At 66.1% G+C, this 13791-nt stretch carries 17 protein-coding genes; 10 read left to right on the forward strand and 7 right to left on the reverse strand.

Translation table 11 applies throughout. The features are described from left to right. The first annotated feature begins 40 nt into the window (after positions 1-40). Positions 41-1039, forward strand: a complete 999-nt coding sequence (locus ACO05L_RS00095) for an alpha/beta fold hydrolase (RefSeq protein ID WP_421730147.1) — start codon at positions 41-43, stop codon at positions 1037-1039. On the opposite strand, the gene ACO05L_RS00100 is transcribed toward ACO05L_RS00095, so the two are convergent. From ACO05L_RS00100 to ACO05L_RS00110, 3 genes are read right to left on the reverse strand one after another with little or no spacing between them, the layout of a single operon-like run. After that, positions 1036-1464 (reverse strand): Tat pathway signal protein, encoded by a 429-nt coding sequence (locus ACO05L_RS00100; protein ID WP_421730148.1) that lies wholly within the window; start codon positions 1462-1464, stop codon positions 1036-1038. The two genes, ACO05L_RS00095 and ACO05L_RS00100, sit on opposite strands and share 4 nt — an antisense overlap. Positions 1465-1499: 35 nt before the next feature. Further along, on the reverse strand, positions 1500-2207 hold the full coding sequence (locus tag ACO05L_RS00105; RefSeq protein WP_421730149.1) for an HPP family protein: 708 nt from the start codon (positions 2205-2207) through the stop codon (positions 1500-1502). 56 nt (positions 2208-2263) lie between these two features. Next, positions 2264-3172, reverse strand: coding sequence for an aspartyl protease family protein (locus ACO05L_RS00110; RefSeq protein ID WP_421730150.1), 909 nt, complete (start codon positions 3170-3172; stop codon positions 2264-2266). A gap of 205 nt (positions 3173-3377) precedes the next feature. On the opposite strand from ACO05L_RS00110, the gene ahcY reads away from it, so the two are divergent. After that, a complete protein-coding gene (gene ahcY / locus ACO05L_RS00115; RefSeq protein ID WP_421730151.1) occupies positions 3378-4769 on the forward strand; it encodes an adenosylhomocysteinase in 1392 nt (463 codons plus the stop codon). Between the two features lie 194 nt (positions 4770-4963). On the opposite strand, the gene ACO05L_RS00120 is transcribed toward ahcY, so the two are convergent. Beyond that, a complete protein-coding gene (locus tag ACO05L_RS00120; protein WP_421730152.1) occupies positions 4964-6091 on the reverse strand; it encodes a hypothetical protein in 1128 nt (375 codons plus the stop codon). 120 nt (positions 6092-6211) lie between these two features. After that, on the reverse strand, positions 6212-8371 hold the full coding sequence (locus ACO05L_RS00125; protein WP_421730153.1) for a TonB-dependent receptor domain-containing protein: 2160 nt from the start codon (positions 8369-8371) through the stop codon (positions 6212-6214). Between the two features lie 154 nt (positions 8372-8525). On the opposite strand from ACO05L_RS00125, the gene ACO05L_RS00130 reads away from it, so the two are divergent. From ACO05L_RS00130 to ACO05L_RS00140, 3 genes are all read left to right on the forward strand, one after another. Next, a complete protein-coding gene (locus ACO05L_RS00130; protein ID WP_421730154.1) occupies positions 8526-8732 on the forward strand; it encodes a twin transmembrane helix small protein in 207 nt (68 codons plus the stop codon). A gap of 13 nt (positions 8733-8745) precedes the next feature. Continuing rightward, positions 8746-9318, forward strand: a complete 573-nt coding sequence (locus ACO05L_RS00135) for a cob(I)yrinic acid a,c-diamide adenosyltransferase (RefSeq protein ID WP_421730155.1) — start codon at positions 8746-8748, stop codon at positions 9316-9318. Positions 9319-10181: 863 nt separating this feature from the next. After that, positions 10182-10484 (forward strand): hypothetical protein, encoded by a 303-nt coding sequence (locus tag ACO05L_RS00140; RefSeq protein ID WP_421730156.1) that lies wholly within the window; start codon positions 10182-10184, stop codon positions 10482-10484. A gap of 72 nt (positions 10485-10556) precedes the next feature. Here the strand turns inward: ACO05L_RS00140 and ACO05L_RS00145 are convergent, their stop codons facing one another. Both ACO05L_RS00145 and ACO05L_RS00150 read right to left on the reverse strand, forming a co-directional pair. Next, complete coding sequence (locus ACO05L_RS00145) at positions 10557-10748, reverse strand: hypothetical protein (protein WP_421730157.1); 192 nt, start codon at positions 10746-10748, stop codon at positions 10557-10559. 27 nt (positions 10749-10775) lie between these two features. Then, on the reverse strand, positions 10776-11117 hold the full coding sequence (locus ACO05L_RS00150; RefSeq protein ID WP_421730158.1) for a hypothetical protein: 342 nt from the start codon (positions 11115-11117) through the stop codon (positions 10776-10778). 124 nt (positions 11118-11241) lie between these two features. Here ACO05L_RS00150 and ACO05L_RS00155 point away from each other — a divergent pair, with 124 nt between their 5' ends. From ACO05L_RS00155 to ACO05L_RS00175, 5 genes are all read left to right on the forward strand, one after another. After that, positions 11242-12006, forward strand: a complete 765-nt coding sequence (locus tag ACO05L_RS00155) for an electron transfer flavoprotein subunit beta/FixA family protein (RefSeq protein ID WP_421730159.1) — start codon at positions 11242-11244, stop codon at positions 12004-12006. Position 12007: 1 nt separating this feature from the next. Beyond that, a complete protein-coding gene (locus ACO05L_RS00160; RefSeq protein WP_421730160.1) occupies positions 12008-12937 on the forward strand; it encodes an electron transfer flavoprotein subunit alpha/FixB family protein in 930 nt (309 codons plus the stop codon). A gap of 2 nt (positions 12938-12939) precedes the next feature. Next, the gene (locus tag ACO05L_RS00165) at positions 12940-13293 is read left to right on the forward strand and encodes a DUF6883 domain-containing protein (protein ID WP_421730161.1); all 354 of its coding nucleotides are present in this window, start codon (positions 12940-12942) and stop codon (positions 13291-13293) included. Next, entirely contained in the window at positions 13277-13483 is a 207-nt protein-coding gene (locus ACO05L_RS00170) for a DUF4926 domain-containing protein (RefSeq protein WP_421730162.1), read from the forward strand. Before ACO05L_RS00165 ends, ACO05L_RS00170 begins: the two co-directional genes overlap by 17 nt. 68 nt (positions 13484-13551) lie before the next feature. Continuing rightward, complete coding sequence (locus tag ACO05L_RS00175) at positions 13552-13767, forward strand: DUF167 family protein (RefSeq protein ID WP_421730163.1); 216 nt, start codon at positions 13552-13554, stop codon at positions 13765-13767. Positions 13768-13791 lie beyond the last annotated feature (24 nt).

Here is a 13791-nt window from a genome sequence, read left to right on the forward strand (position 1 = left end):
GGCGGTTTCGGCGCCAGCCGGATCGCAGACGAGGTTCGCCATGCAGACTCGCACCCTCCAGACCGACGGCCTGAAACAGCGGATCCTCGAGGCCGGCCCCACGGACGGCTCGGCGCCCCTGGTGCTGCTGATCCACGGCTTTCCCGAACTGGGGATCAGCTGGCGCGCCCAGGTCCAGGCCCTGGGCGAGGCCGGCTATCACGCCGTGGCCCCGGACATGCGCGGCTATGGCGGGACCGAGCGACCGGACGGCGTCGAGGCCTATTCCATCCTCAACCTGGTCGGCGACATGGTCGATCTGGTTCGCGCCCTGACCAGCGAAACAGGGGGCCATACCGAGTGCGTCGTCGTCGGCCATGACTGGGGCGCGCCGGTGGCCTGGCATTGCGCCCTGCTGAGGCCGCAGATGTTCCGCGCCGTCTTCGGCCTGTCGGTGCCCTTCCAGCCGCGCATCCCCAAGGGCCCGCCGCTACCGATGATGCGGGCCATCTCGAAACGGGTCGGGCGCGACCTCTATATCTGTCAGTTCCAGGAGCCCCAGGCTCACAGGACGTTCGAGACCGATGTGGCTGCAGCCCTGAGGAAGGGCTTCTACGCCTATGACGGCGCCACGCCCGATAATCGCCAGTCGACCGGCTTCATCGCCCCTGGCCAGGATTTCGTGTCCGAAATCCCTGAGGACGCGACCCTGCCCCCCTGGATGACGCCCGACCACTTCGCCGAATATGTCGCGGCCTTCTCGGCCGGCGGGTTCGATGCGCCGCTGAACTGGTATCGTTGCCTGGACCGGAACTGGGCGCTGATGGCCTTCGCCCAGGACCTGAAGATCACCGTGCCCTCGGCCTTCATGGTCGGCGAGCGCGATCCGGTGCGCAACTATTCGGGGGCCGCCGAGGCGACGCTGAAGGACTGGCTGACGGACCTGCGCAGCCAGGTCGTCCTACCCGGCGCCGGTCACTGGCTGCAGCAGGAACGCCCGGCGGAGGTCAACGCCGCCCTGCTCGATTTCCTGACGGATGTTCGCGGCCGGCCTGCCTAGACCACCATGACCGTACCCAGCAGCAGGGTCGCGCCACCGCGCCGCAAGGTGGCGTTGGTGGCGGCCTGAAGCTCGCGCGACAGCCGATCCACATCGGGCGCGGCGCCCGGCAACAGAGCGGCCCCGAACCGTTGGACGACCTGATTATAGGCGGCTCGCAGACGCGGCCCGTCCTGTTCGGCGCGGGCGCGCAGGGTCTCGTCGCGCACGTCCACCCCTGTCTCGACCGTCATCACCCCGCGCCGACCGTCCGGCCGGATGATGGAGGCCGTCACCGTGCCGAAACGGACATAGGAGGCGGTCGAGGCCTTCTTTTCTCCGCCGCCGCCCGAGGCCTTGGCGGGACCGGCCACGGCGGAGGCCAGGCCCAAAGCTCCCATGGCCAGAGTGGAGGGGGCGAGGGTGAAGAGGCTGCGACGGTTCATGAGAGCCAGCCTAGCGTCGCGACCTTAAATCCCGGTTACGGACGGTGGCGGGGGCGCTGTCGCAGCGGGCCAAGTGGCGGCGTCCTGCGCCGATGCGCGTTCTCGATGGCCAGATTGGACAGGGTCATCAGGTCGGACCGGCTGACGTCCAGCGGCCCGCCGAAGGTTTCCAGCGCCGCGTCTATGTCCGCCTCGGTGATGGGCGGCGGAGCCAGGGTCGCCGCCGGGGTCGCGCGATGCGGGTAGGTATGACCCGAGACGCGGTGGAAGGCCCAGGCCGTGGCCACCAGGATCACCGCGTTCAGCCCCACGGGCGCGAAGGCGAAGGCCCAGGTGTGACTGGCGAATGTCGGTCCGCCCAGGGCGGCGACCAGGGCCGTGCCGCCGCCCGAGGGGTGTAGCGACCGGGTCACCGACATGGCGGCGATGGACAGGCCGACCGCCGCGCCCGCCGCGATCATCGGCTCGGGGATCAGATGGGCGGCGATGACGCCGGAAAGGGCCGAGACGACATTGCCTCCAATGACGGGCCAGGGCTGGCCCATCGGGCTGGACGGCACGGCGAACAACAACACCGCCGAGGCGCCGAGCGGAGCGGCCAGCAGCATGGCCAGGCCGGTGTTTCCCCCCAGCACCGCACGGCTGATCATCCCCGTCACTGCGATGCCGAACAGGGCGCCGGCACAGGCTGCCGCCCGGTCGCGCCAGGTCGCGCCCGCCAGCACCGGCTTGAAAATCTTCATGCGACGCCCCCCCATGCGACATTCTGTACGCCCGGATCGGGGTTCGACGCCAGATTTCAGACGTGCAGCATCAACTCGTTGCGACCCAGGTCGATATGCACCGATTTGAACATCCTCAGGATGTCGAGCCCGATCAGCATGGCCGGCTCGTCTTCCAGTCCCCAGAAGCGGAAACTGTGGAAGTCGCCCACGGCGACCGGCAGGTTGCGCAAACCGATGCCGGCGAAATTCATCGACGGCAGCAGCATGGCCTGGCCGGTGGTCACCTCGCCGGTCGGGCTCTGGATGCGGCGGAGGTCCTGCCCGTCGCGGGGCAGCAGCGGCGTGGCGTTGCCAGCCAGGGCTGCGGCGCGGTTCAGGATCGTGCCCTCGGCGCCGGAATCGATGATGGCCATGGCCGAGATGCGGTTGATCCGGGCGGGGACGATCAGCAGGTTGCCGAACCGCCGCTCGCCGGTCACGACCAGAGGAATGCCGGGCGTCACGCCGCCATGAAACCCTCTGGCCGGGGCGGCGGACCGCGCGATGCGGACGCGCTGACTGCCCTGGAAATTCAGAATGATCTTGCGCCCCACCAGCAGGTCGCAGCCCAGCAGCCCGTCCAGTCCGCCCATGGCCAGCCGTTGCCCCACGGCGAGCCTCACGTCTGGCGCGTCGAGCGTGCCGCTCTGCATATGGTTCGCCCGCACCGCCGGGACGATCTCACGTCCGATCAGGGTGTGCATTCCGATGTTGCCCAGGAGCTCGAGCCGCAGTGGCGCGACCAGGTCGTCGGCGATCACCGAGGCGTTGGCGGCCGTGTCCACCATGAAGGTGAACGGTCCCTGCCCGTTCAATCGGACCGGCACGGTGGCGCGACCCCGATGCGAACCCAAGGAGTCGAACGACACCTGTCGCGCGAACGCCGGACAGGGCGCGGCGGCTATCGCGGCGGCGGCGACCATCAGCGTACGGCGTGTGACCATTCGGTCTTGATCCTCCCTGAGCGGATGAAGCGCTCTAAGCCCATCCTTGGCAAGGCGGCGCGCATGGCCGGGGCCAGAAGAGATATAAGGATATCCTTATGGGTTTCTTGCCCTTGATCGCTGGTCGGGCTATAGACCCGCAACCGCCACTCCGCGAACCGGCCATGCGCCGACGCCCTACCCCCTTCTCCCAGGAGCGCCCACCATGGTCGACTATATCGTCCGCGACATCTCGCTTGCCCCGTTCGGCAACAAGGAAATCGCCATCGCCGAGACCGAAATGCCGGGCCTGATGGCTCTGCGTGAAGAGTTCGGCGCGCAACAGATCCTCAAGGGCGCCCGCATCGCCGGCTCGCTGCACATGACGATCCAGACGGCTGTGCTGATCCAGACGCTGGAAGCCCTGGGCGCCGACGTGCGCTGGGCCTCGTGCAACATCTTCTCGACCCAGGACCACGCCGCCGCCGCCATCGCCGCCAACGGCACGCCCGTCTTCGCCTTGAAGGGCGAGACGCTGGAAGAATACTGGGACTATGCCCACAAGATCTTCGAATGGTCGGACGGCGGCTATCCCAACCTGATCCTCGACGACGGCGGCGACGCGACCCTGCTGTGCGTGCTTGGCCCCAAGGCCGAGAAGGACATCACGCTGCTGGACAACCCGCAGAACGAAGAAGAGGAAGCCCTCTACAAGGTGATGAAGCGCTACATCGCCGAGAAGCCCGGCTTCTATTCGGCCATCCGCGACGCCATCGGCGGCGTGTCGGAAGAAACCACCACGGGCGTTCACCGCCTGTACGAAATGGCCAAGAAGGGCGACCTCCCCTTCCCCGCCATCAACGTCAACGACAGCGTCACCAAGTCCAAGTTCGACAACCTCTACGGCTGCCGTGAGAGCCTGGTCGACGCCATCCGTCGCGGCACCGACGTCATGCTGTCGGGCAAGGTCGCGGTCGTCTGCGGCTATGGCGACGTGGGCAAGGGCTCAGCCGCTTCGCTGCGCAACGGCGGCGCCCGCGTCATCGTCACCGAGATCGACCCCATCTGCGCCCTGCAGGCGGCGATGGAAGGCTATGACGTCCAGACCCTGGAAGACGTCGCCGACAAGGCCGACATCTTCGTCACCACGACGGGCAACAAGGACGTCATCCGCGTCGAGCATATGCGCGCCATGCGCAACAACGCCATCGTCTGCAACATCGGTCACTTCGATAGCGAGATTCAGGTCGCCGGCCTGAAGAACTTCAAGTGGGACGAGATCAAGCCGCAGGTCCACCACATCGAGTTCCCGGACGGCAAGAAGATCATCCTGCTGTCGGAAGGCCGTCTGGTGAACCTGGGCAACGCCACGGGTCACCCCTCGTTCGTGATGTCGGCCTCCTTCACCAACCAGACCCTGGCCCAGATCGAACTGTGGACCAACATCAAGTCCTACGAGAACCAGGTCTACACCCTGCCCAAGCACCTCGACGAAAAGGTCGCCATGCTCCACCTGGCCAAGCTCGGCGCCAAGCTGACCAAGCTGACCCCGGAACAGGCCGACTACATCTCGGTCTCGACCGAAGGCCCGTTCAAGCCCGAGCACTACCGCTACTAGGCCGCAACCTCCCCCATTGGGGGAGGCGTCACGGCGCATGTTCGAGGCGCGACAGAGGGGGCAGCCCCAAACCTGGCCTCGGCAAACAGAAAAGGCCCGCGATCGCATCGCGGGCCTTTTTTCATTTTGACAGGGGATCCGGGTCAGTCCGCTACACCGCCAAGACTGTCCCGTCCTGATGGGGAAGGATCAGGTCACGCCGCCAGAGCGAGCCCGCCGACGTCCTCGTCGCGGCCGGTCAGGCTGATCTCGAAATCGGCCAGAAGGTCGATCAGTTCCTCGGCAGTGGGCAGGGGCTTGTCCGGCCCCATCCGGTATTTCCAGAAGCTGACGATATGCTGGACCGCGCCCAGCCGCTCGCCCAACCGCGCGAACAGGTGGGGGGCGTCGCGCAGGAAGTCGCGGAAACCGGTCGGCTGGCCATCCTCGGTCAAGCCCCTGAAGGCGTCGTCATAGACCCTGAGCATCCCGGCCGTGGTCTCGCAGGTCGCCAGGATGCGGTTCTTGACCGCCTCACGCGCTCGCCCCAGCTCGACGTGCTGCTGGCTGGTCGGACGGCCCAAGGGCTTGCAGCGGCGCACGGCCTCGACCACCCCGCCGACATCGCCGATCACGTCGCGCAGCACCCATTTGTAATAGAGGAAGCCCTTCCAGCAGAAGATGCCCTCCTCGTACTCCTCGGGCTTGAGCCGCAGCGTCATCCCCAGAGCGCTCAGGTCGTCGCCCGCCGAGTTCGACAGGATCTTGCCGGTCAGCACCGAGACGGGATTATCGGCGGCAAGGTCGGATTCCGCGTCCATGCACAGGTCGACCAGGGGGCTGATCTCGGCGCCCACGAAGGCGAACATGGCCTGCAGGTCGGCCTCGCTGAGATTGAAATAGCAGGCGCCGGGCTCGACGCCGTTGCGCCGCAGCTGTTCGCGCAACAGGAAGGGATCGAGGCCCGGCAGACGGTCCATGATCTTCAAGGTGTGCATGTCGGGATGATCGGACGACACCCCGAAGGCTTGCGTCATCGACTGTTCGAAGCCGTTCTCGCCGATGAACAGGTAGCGCCCGCCGACCCTCAGGTCCCCGGCGTCGATCGGCAGGATGATCTTGGTCGCCACATAGCGGCGCAGGCGGAAACGGTCGATCTCGTCGCGCCGCAGCCGATGCTTGACGATAAGGGAGCGATTCAGCACCGGATTGATGAACATGGGGGCCTCGGCCCAGGCCTCGGTATGACCATGCTCACGATGGACCCGCGACAGGTTCAGCACCCGTGCGGTCGAGGCCGAGCCGCTCAGGTTGGCCAGATTGCGGATCGTGCGGTCGGTCATGCGTCGCCTGAATAAGGAAGCGCTACCGTACGGACGAAAGGTTGACCAAGCCGCTCCGGACTTGGTTTCCAAGGCATTGACGACGCCGTTCGACGAACGACGCCGCCTGGATCAAAGACCCTAGAAGGTCGCCGTCACCGAGACGTACAGGCGACGGGGCTCCTGGTTGTTGGCGTATTCCGGCGTGTAGGCGACCGGCGCGCCGTAGGGGACCAGCCGCACGAAGTCCTGGTCGAACAGGTTGTAGATCGTCGCATTGACCGTCACCCGGTCCGACACGTCATAGGCGCCGCCCAGGTGGAACAGGCTGTAGGCCTCGTAGTCGCCGACAGCCGCGCGGATCGCCGCGTCGCCGCGATAGCGCTCGCTGCGGTATTCGCCCCGCACCCAGGCCGTCAGCCTGTCGGTCGCCTGCCAGCGCAGCTGGGCGTTGACCATGTGCTCGGGCGGGGCGTCGGACAGGGGCAGGCCCTGCTGGGCGCCCGACTTCTGCTCGGTCTCGGTGTAGGTATAGTTGCCGCTCAGCGACCAGTCGTCGGCGATGCGCCAGCGACCGGCGGCCTCGACGCCCTGGGTCAGGACCTCATCCACATTGATGCTCTGGCCAAAGGTGGGAACGCCCGGCCAGAAACCCACGTCGGCGCAGCCCGTGGTCGAATAGCCGCCCGCATCATACTGGGCCTGGTCCAGGCCGAAGGTGCAGTTGGCGATCGGCACGCCGGTGGCGATCTTGTCCTCGAAGTCGTTACGGAACAGCGTCAGGTTGGCGCGGATCGGCCCGCCGTTATCGAAATAGACGCCGACTTCGGACGCGATGCTGGTCTCAGGCGTCAGGGTCGGGGTGCCGATCAGCGGCAACGTCCCCTGGCGACCGAAGCCGTTGATGCCGGGGGTCAACTGCTCCAGGCGCGGGGTCTTGTAGCCCGCGCTCATGCCGCCTTTCAGGGTCCAGGCCGGGGTGGCGTTCCACACCAGATAGGCGCGCGGGCTGACCTGATCGCCAAAGTCGGAATGGTCGTCGTAACGCACGCCCAGGGTCAGGGCGAGCGTATCCGTGAAGCGCCACTCGTCCTCGACGAACAGGGCCCACTGCTCGAACGTGAAGTTGCCGGTGGCGACGCCGTCGGTCATCTCGGCGTCGATATACTGGCCGCCCACCGTGAAGGTGTGGTTGCGCCACTGGGAATAGAGCTTGGTCTCGAACAGGTCGGTGGTGGTCTCGAGCTGGCGCGGCCCGCCGGCGCCCGGAACTCCGACCGGGATGATCCGCCCCAGGGTTTCGGTGGTGTTGCGCGACAGGGTGGATTCCAGCGCGCCAAAGGGCAGGGTCCAGTTGTGGGCCAGCAGATACTGTTCGCGATTGAACTCCAGGAAGTCGGCGTATCCGCCCGCCGTGGTGTTGGTGCCCATCTGGCCCTCGGCGTTGTCGTACCACTGGCTCGAGGTATCGACGTCCAGCCACAGGTCGTGGTCGGGGCTCGGCGTCAGGTTCAGCCGTGCGCCCAGGTTCCAGATTTCATACGAGGTCGCGCTGCGGCCGAACCCGGTCACATCGACCTCGTCGCCGTTGACGTCCCTGTAAGTCAGGCTGGCCTGGTCGCGCTCCGCATAGGAACCGCGCACCGCCAGGCCCAGCAGGTCCGCCACCAGCGGACCCGAGGCATAGCCGTTGGCGCCCCAGAAATCGCCGAAGTCGCTGTCGCCCTGCAGCGTGTAGTTGCTCGAAACCGAGCCGGACCAGACGTCGCCGACCTTGCGGGTGATGATGTTGACCACACCGCCGATGGCGTCCGATCCGTACAGGGTCGCGACCGGCCCGCGCACGACTTCGACGCGCTCGATGGCGCTGACGGGCGGCAGGAAGCTGGTCGAGGTCTCGCCGAAACCGTTCGGCGTCACGCTGCCCGAGGTGTTCTGGCGACGGCCGTCGATCAGGACCAGGGTGTAGTCCGAGCCCAGGCCACGGATATTGATCGTCTGGCCGCCCGTCTTGCCGACCGCCGCGCCCGTATCGACGCCTTCGACCGTGTTCAGGATCTCGGCGATGGAGGTGGCGCGGATCTCCTCGATCTCGTCGCGGGCGATGACGCTGATGGAGGCGGGCGCCTGGGCGATACGCTGCTCGAAGCCGGCGGCGGTGACGACGACATCGGCGACACTCGCCACCTCCGCAGTCTGGGCAGAGGCGGCGCCCGCAAACGTCAGCGACAGGATCAGGGCGGGCGTTGCCGCACCGGCCATCAGCGCGCCGCGACGTGCAGCGGTAGTCGAGAAAGTCATGATCTGTATGCCCCGGCGAGATATTGCGAGCGCCTCTCAACAGCATTCGCATATAGGCTACAACGGGGGTGTGCGATTACGTCGCAACTGCAGCCTCAAAGTCTGCGACGGCATCGCGCTGGCGCCCGGTTCGCGCGCGGCGTAGAAACCGCTCATGGAAAACCTCTTCACCGTGCTGATCCTGCTGGCCATCGCCGCTGTCAGCGTCACCCTCGGCTTCGGCATCTATTCGCTGTACCGGGGCGGCGAATACGCGCGGTCCAACTCCAACCGGCTGATGCGGCTGCGCGTGGCGCTTCAGGCGACGGCCGTGGTTCTGCTGATGCTCGGCCTGTGGTGGAAATCCACGCACGCCGGCTGATCGGAAAAACACCATGGTCGTCCTGAACAAGATCTACACCCGCACCGGCGACGCTGGCTCGACCGGCCTGGCCTCGGGCGCACGCGTGTCAAAGACCGACCTGAGGGTCGAGGCCTATGGCGCGGTGGACGAGCTGAACTCGGTCATCGGCGTGGCCCGGCTCCACGCCGGTCAGCACGACCGCATCGACGCCATGCTGGGCCGCATCCAGAACGAGTTGTTCGACCTGGGCGCCGACCTGGCCACACCGCTGGACCCGCCGCCCGCCTGGGAGGCCCTGCGCATCGTCCAGTCCCAGATCGACCGGCTGGAATCCGAGATCGACTGGATGAACGAGAGCCTGAAGGCGCTGGACAGTTTCATCCTGCCCGGCGGATCGGCCCTGTCGGCCCACCTGCACCTGGCCCGCACCGTCGCCCGCCGCGCCGAGCGCGACGCCATCCGCCTGATGGAGACCGGAACCCCGATCACGGCCGAGGCCGTCCGCTACCTGAACCGCCTGTCCGACCACCTGTTCGTCGCCGCCCGCCGCGCCAACGCCAACGGCGCCGACGACGTCAAATGGAAGCCCGGCGCGACGCGCTGACGGAACGACATCTCCTCCCCGTTGCGGACCGATGGAGAGGCGGCGCGGCTCGCCTTGGCGAACCATCGAACTTTTCTTTCGTCATCCTCCGGCAAGCCGCGTCTTCGCGGCGCAGACCGGGGGACCCAGCGGCGCGCGAGAGCGCGACCCTGCCGCGGACTCCGGCGTCGCACATCGGGGTTGAACACATCGCCTTCGGCGCCGCTGGGTCCCCCGGTCTCGCTACGCTCCCCGGAGGATGACGAAAGATGAGGGGCCGGCTTCCGCCGCAGTGCCTATGACCGGTCTCGACCCGTCGCGGACGTCAGCCGATCATTCCCGCCGAGCGAAAAGGTTAGGCAGTCGTCACAAATGCGACGACAACAACCACTCTGGGAGTCTGCAAGAGAGAGCGCTAGCCCGTGGGTTCTGAAATCATATTTCTGATACCTCATTTGGTTGGGTTCGTTGCCGTCGCGACTGGGTGTGGGTTGCTGATCGCCTGGCTCATCTGGGCAGGCACGCGGCGCTGGGGACCCAGGCGGGTGCGTGGGGGTTCGACAGCGTTTCCATTTCGCTTGGTGGTGTCGTTGTTGCTCTGCATTAGCCTCCCCGTTGGATGCTTATGGACCTGCCAGCCTGTTCCTCAGCCAGAAAGCGCCCGCACTGTCGCAGCGTTTGAGATTCCGCCCCTTACAGTGGCTGACCGTGCAGATTTGCTAGCGATCTTGAACAACGAATCGAAGGCTGAGGGGTTAGGGATTTCTGTTGAGAGCGAGCAAGCCATAGAGAGCCAAAACGAGATGTGGCCCGATCGTAGAATGACTATTGGTGTCTCCATTTGGCGCCCTGATCCAGTTACTGGCCGGAGTTCCAGAAGAGACATGATCGAAGGCAAGGAGGTCGGTGTCTCAGATTCGTGGAATGACGGTCATGTGTGGATCTACTTCAATCGCGGGGAGAACCCCGTGCTGGCCCAGCGGTTTTGCGACCGGCTCATGCGGCAAATCTTCGACCGCTGGCCAGGCACCCTGAGCATTCCAGTATTTTCTAGCGGCGGGCTCCCGCTCAGGGAGAATCTCATGATTGGCGATCAAGGCTACGAAATCGATCCCGCCAAATTAGCGCAATATAACCGCGATCCAGAGGTGGGCCCCGGGGCCATACGTCCCTCGAGTTGCCGATAGCTGATGGTGGCTGCCGATATTTCGGCCTGCTTCTCTGGTTGCGGTTTCCAACCTCCGCTCTCGACCTCAGCCCTATTTCGACATCCAGGGCCGTGAGGCGCCGCTCGCCACCCGGGCCGCCTGTTCGCGTTGGAAGCGGCCGCCGCGCGGGGGTTTGGGGCGGGCGTCGAGGATGGCCTTCTTGAGGCGCAGAGCCCTCTGGATCGGGGTTTCGCCCTCGATGGAATCTTCGACCGGGGCTGTGTCGTCGTCGCGTTCGCTCATGTCGGTGATCCTAGCACAGGCCGGGGCCTAGCGCCCCTGTTTGGCGGCGAAGTCGGCGCGTTCGCGTTCGGTGGCGGCGTCGCGGGCGGCCTTGGCGGCCTTCAGCCGCGCCTCGATCTCGATCAGTTCGCGATTCTGTTCATTCGAGGCCTCGGCCCGGCTGACGCCCGGCGCCCGCTTTGTGATGTTGGGCAGATAGATCGGCGTGACGCAGCGCCGCTCCTCGGCGTACCACCACTGGCCGCCCTTCTCGCAGCGCTCGGCCGGGGCGATCCAGAAGCGCTGGACCAGAAGGGTGCCGGCCACCAGCACGCCGAAGATGGCGAAGAACAGCAGGCTCAGCCGGCGCATGGTCAGGAAGCGGTTCATCGGCGTCTTTCGGCAAATTCTTTGAGCGGACGGGTCACAAGATCACGCTACGTTACATTGACAGGCGGGACCGCCCGTTCCATTCCCTGCCCGCACAATTCGACCAAGGTATGGATGGACTCCCATGAAGGTACTCGTCCCCGTCAAACGGGTGATCGACTATAACGTCAAGGCCCGCGTCAAGGCAGACCAGACCGGCGTTGATCTCGCCAACGTCAAGATGAGCATGAACCCCTTCGACGAAATCGCCGTCGAAGAGGCCGTGCGCCTGAAGGAAGGCAAGGAACACCACGCCGCCGGCACGGTGACCGAGATCGTCGTCGTCTCGATCGGCGTGACCCAGGCCCAGGAAACCATCCGCACGGCCCTGGCCATGGGCGCCGACCGCGGCATCCTGATCCAGTCCGACGCCGACCTGGAGCCCCTGGCCGTCGCCAAGCTGCTGGCCGCCGTCGTCGCCGAGGAAAAGCCCGACCTGGTGCTGATGGGCAAGCAGTCCATCGACGGCGACAACAACGCCGTGGGCCAGATGCTGGCCGCCCTGCTGGACTGGCCGCAAGCCACCTTCGCCTCCAAGATCGAAATCGGCGGCGGCAAGGCCACTGTCACTCGTGAAGTCGACGGCGGCCTGCAGACCATCGCTGCGGCCCTGCCCGCCGTGGTCACCGTGGACCTGCGCCTCAACACCCCGCGCTACGCCAGCCTGCCCAACATCATGAAGGCCAAGAAGAAGGAGATCGCGACGAAGGCGGTCGCCGACTACGGCGTCGATACCTCGCCGCGCCTGAAGGTGGTCAAGGTCACGGCCCCCGCGACCCGCTCCGCCGGGATCAAGGTGGCCGACGCCGCCGAACTGGTTTCCAAGCTCAAGACCGCAGGAGCGCTGTAAGATGGCCGTTCTCGTCATCGCCGACCACGACGGTTCGGCTGTCCGCGACACCACCAACAAGACCGTGACCGCAGCCCTTAAGATCGGCGGCGACGTCGATGTTCTGGTCGTCGGTTCCGGCGCCAAGGCTGCGGCTGACTCGGCCGCCAAGATCGCCGGCGTCCGCAAGGTCCTTCTGGCCGACAGCGCCGACCTGGGTCACCAACTGGCCGAGTCGGTCGAGGCCACGGTCCTGGGCCTGGCCTCGGGCTACGACGCGATCCTGTCGCCCGCGACCAACGACGGCAAGAACTTCATGCCGCGCATCGCCGCCAAGCTGGACGTCGCCCCGATCTCGGACATCGTCGAGGTCGTCTCGGCCGATACCTTCGTTAGGCCCATCTACGCCGGCAACGCCCTGGAAACCGTGCAGTCGTCGGACGCCAAGAAGGTCATCACCGTGCGCCCGACCGGCTTCGACGCCGCTGGCGAAGGCGGCTCCGCACCTGTGGAAACGGTCTCGGCCGTTGACGCCGGCAAGGCGTCCTTCATCGGTGAGGAACTGGTCAAGTCGGACCGCCCCGAACTGGGCGCCGCCAAGATCATCGTCTCGGGCGGTCGCGCCCTGGGTTCGGCGGAGGAATTCCACGCCGTCATGGACCCCCTGGCCGACAAGCTGGGCGCCGCCGTCGGCGCCTCGCGCGCCGCCGTCGATGCGGGCTATGCGCCCAACGACTACCAGGTCGGCCAGACCGGCAAGGTCGTCGCGCCCCAGCTCTACATCGCCATCGGCATCTCGGGCGCCATCCAGCACCTGGCCGGGATGAAGGACTCCAAGGTCATCGTCGCCATCAACAAGGACGCTGACGCCCCGATCTTCCAGGTCGCGGACTACGGCATCGTCGGCGACTACAAGACCGTCGTGCCGGAGCTGATGGCCGCTCTGGGTTAGTGATGAAGCTGCCGGGCGGTGATCATGCGGTCATCGCCCGGCGCAAGATCGTCGAATACTGCTTATCGCTCGATCATGAGGTGGGCAGGGCCAGGGCGAGGGTGTTCCAGTCCAGCCTGGGCCTGACAAGCGCAGACGCCGACGTCCTGGTCGATGCTCTGCTTGAGGCCGCAGCGACCGGTCACGCCGAGCCGGGCGACGTCGACGCCTACGGCATGCGCTACAGAATCGATTTCGTGATAGACTTTCGCGGTCGTCGCGCAATCGTGCGCAGCGGTTGGATCATCCGGGCCGATGGCGATGCGCCGGAATTGACCACCACTTGGGTGCTGAAGACCGATGCTGCAGGAACTTGATACCGTCGCGACCCTGGTTGATCGGCTCGATATCGACCTCGTCGCTGGCGAGGTCGGGGCGATCACCACAGCGCTGGCCGAAGGCGTCTACGAGGTCGAATTCATCGACGCCGACGGGAAGACCTATGCGACCGCTGCATTTCGGTCTGATGAACTGCTGAAGTTGCATCACAGGGCGCGAGCGGCCTGAGCGCATTCGCCAAACTCGCCGTCAAGCTCACCCCCGACGCATACGCCGATCGTATCGACGGTTGGGGAGTGGACGCCGAGGGCCGGGCGGTGCTTCTGGCCCGCGTGCGCGCCCGCCCGGTGGAGGGCGAAGCCAATACCGCCCTGCTGAAGCTGCTGGCCAAGACCCTGGACCTGCGCGTCTCCGCCCTGTCGATCCAGCGCGGGGGACAGTCCCGCACCAAGATGGCCCTGATCGAGGGCATGACCGACGATGATCTGAAGCGTCGCCTTACCGATCCGTAATGTTTCCGGCTTTGACGCGGCGAG

The sequence above is a fragment of the Brevundimonas sp. genome, from assembly GCF_965227765.1.
Classification (GTDB): domain Bacteria; phylum Pseudomonadota; class Alphaproteobacteria; order Caulobacterales; family Caulobacteraceae; genus Brevundimonas.

Coding starts and splice junctions, on each gene's coding strand:
- ACO05L_RS00095 (WP_421730147.1), top strand. CDS start 41: ATGCAGACTCGCACCCTCCAGACCGACGGCCTGAAACAGCGGATCCTC.
- ACO05L_RS00100 (WP_421730148.1), bottom strand. CDS start 1,464: ATGAACCGTCGCAGCCTCTTCACCCTCGCCCCCTCCACTCTGGCCATG.
- ACO05L_RS00105 (WP_421730149.1), bottom strand. CDS start 2,207: ATGAAGATTTTCAAGCCGGTGCTGGCGGGCGCGACCTGGCGCGACCGG.
- ACO05L_RS00110 (WP_421730150.1), bottom strand. CDS start 3,172: ATGGTCACACGCCGTACGCTGATGGTCGCCGCCGCCGCGATAGCCGCC.
- ahcY (WP_421730151.1), top strand. CDS start 3,378: ATGGTCGACTATATCGTCCGCGACATCTCGCTTGCCCCGTTCGGCAAC.
- ACO05L_RS00120 (WP_421730152.1), bottom strand. CDS start 6,091: ATGACCGACCGCACGATCCGCAATCTGGCCAACCTGAGCGGCTCGGCC.
- ACO05L_RS00125 (WP_421730153.1), bottom strand. CDS start 8,371: ATGACTTTCTCGACTACCGCTGCACGTCGCGGCGCGCTGATGGCCGGT.
- ACO05L_RS00130 (WP_421730154.1), top strand. CDS start 8,526: ATGGAAAACCTCTTCACCGTGCTGATCCTGCTGGCCATCGCCGCTGTC.
- ACO05L_RS00135 (WP_421730155.1), top strand. CDS start 8,746: ATGGTCGTCCTGAACAAGATCTACACCCGCACCGGCGACGCTGGCTCG.
- ACO05L_RS00140 (WP_421730156.1), top strand. CDS start 10,182: ATGATCGAAGGCAAGGAGGTCGGTGTCTCAGATTCGTGGAATGACGGT.
- ACO05L_RS00145 (WP_421730157.1), bottom strand. CDS start 10,748: ATGAGCGAACGCGACGACGACACAGCCCCGGTCGAAGATTCCATCGAG.
- ACO05L_RS00150 (WP_421730158.1), bottom strand. CDS start 11,117: ATGAACCGCTTCCTGACCATGCGCCGGCTGAGCCTGCTGTTCTTCGCC.
- ACO05L_RS00155 (WP_421730159.1), top strand. CDS start 11,242: ATGAAGGTACTCGTCCCCGTCAAACGGGTGATCGACTATAACGTCAAG.
- ACO05L_RS00160 (WP_421730160.1), top strand. CDS start 12,008: ATGGCCGTTCTCGTCATCGCCGACCACGACGGTTCGGCTGTCCGCGAC.
- ACO05L_RS00165 (WP_421730161.1), top strand. CDS start 12,940: ATGAAGCTGCCGGGCGGTGATCATGCGGTCATCGCCCGGCGCAAGATC.
- ACO05L_RS00170 (WP_421730162.1), top strand. CDS start 13,277: ATGCTGCAGGAACTTGATACCGTCGCGACCCTGGTTGATCGGCTCGAT.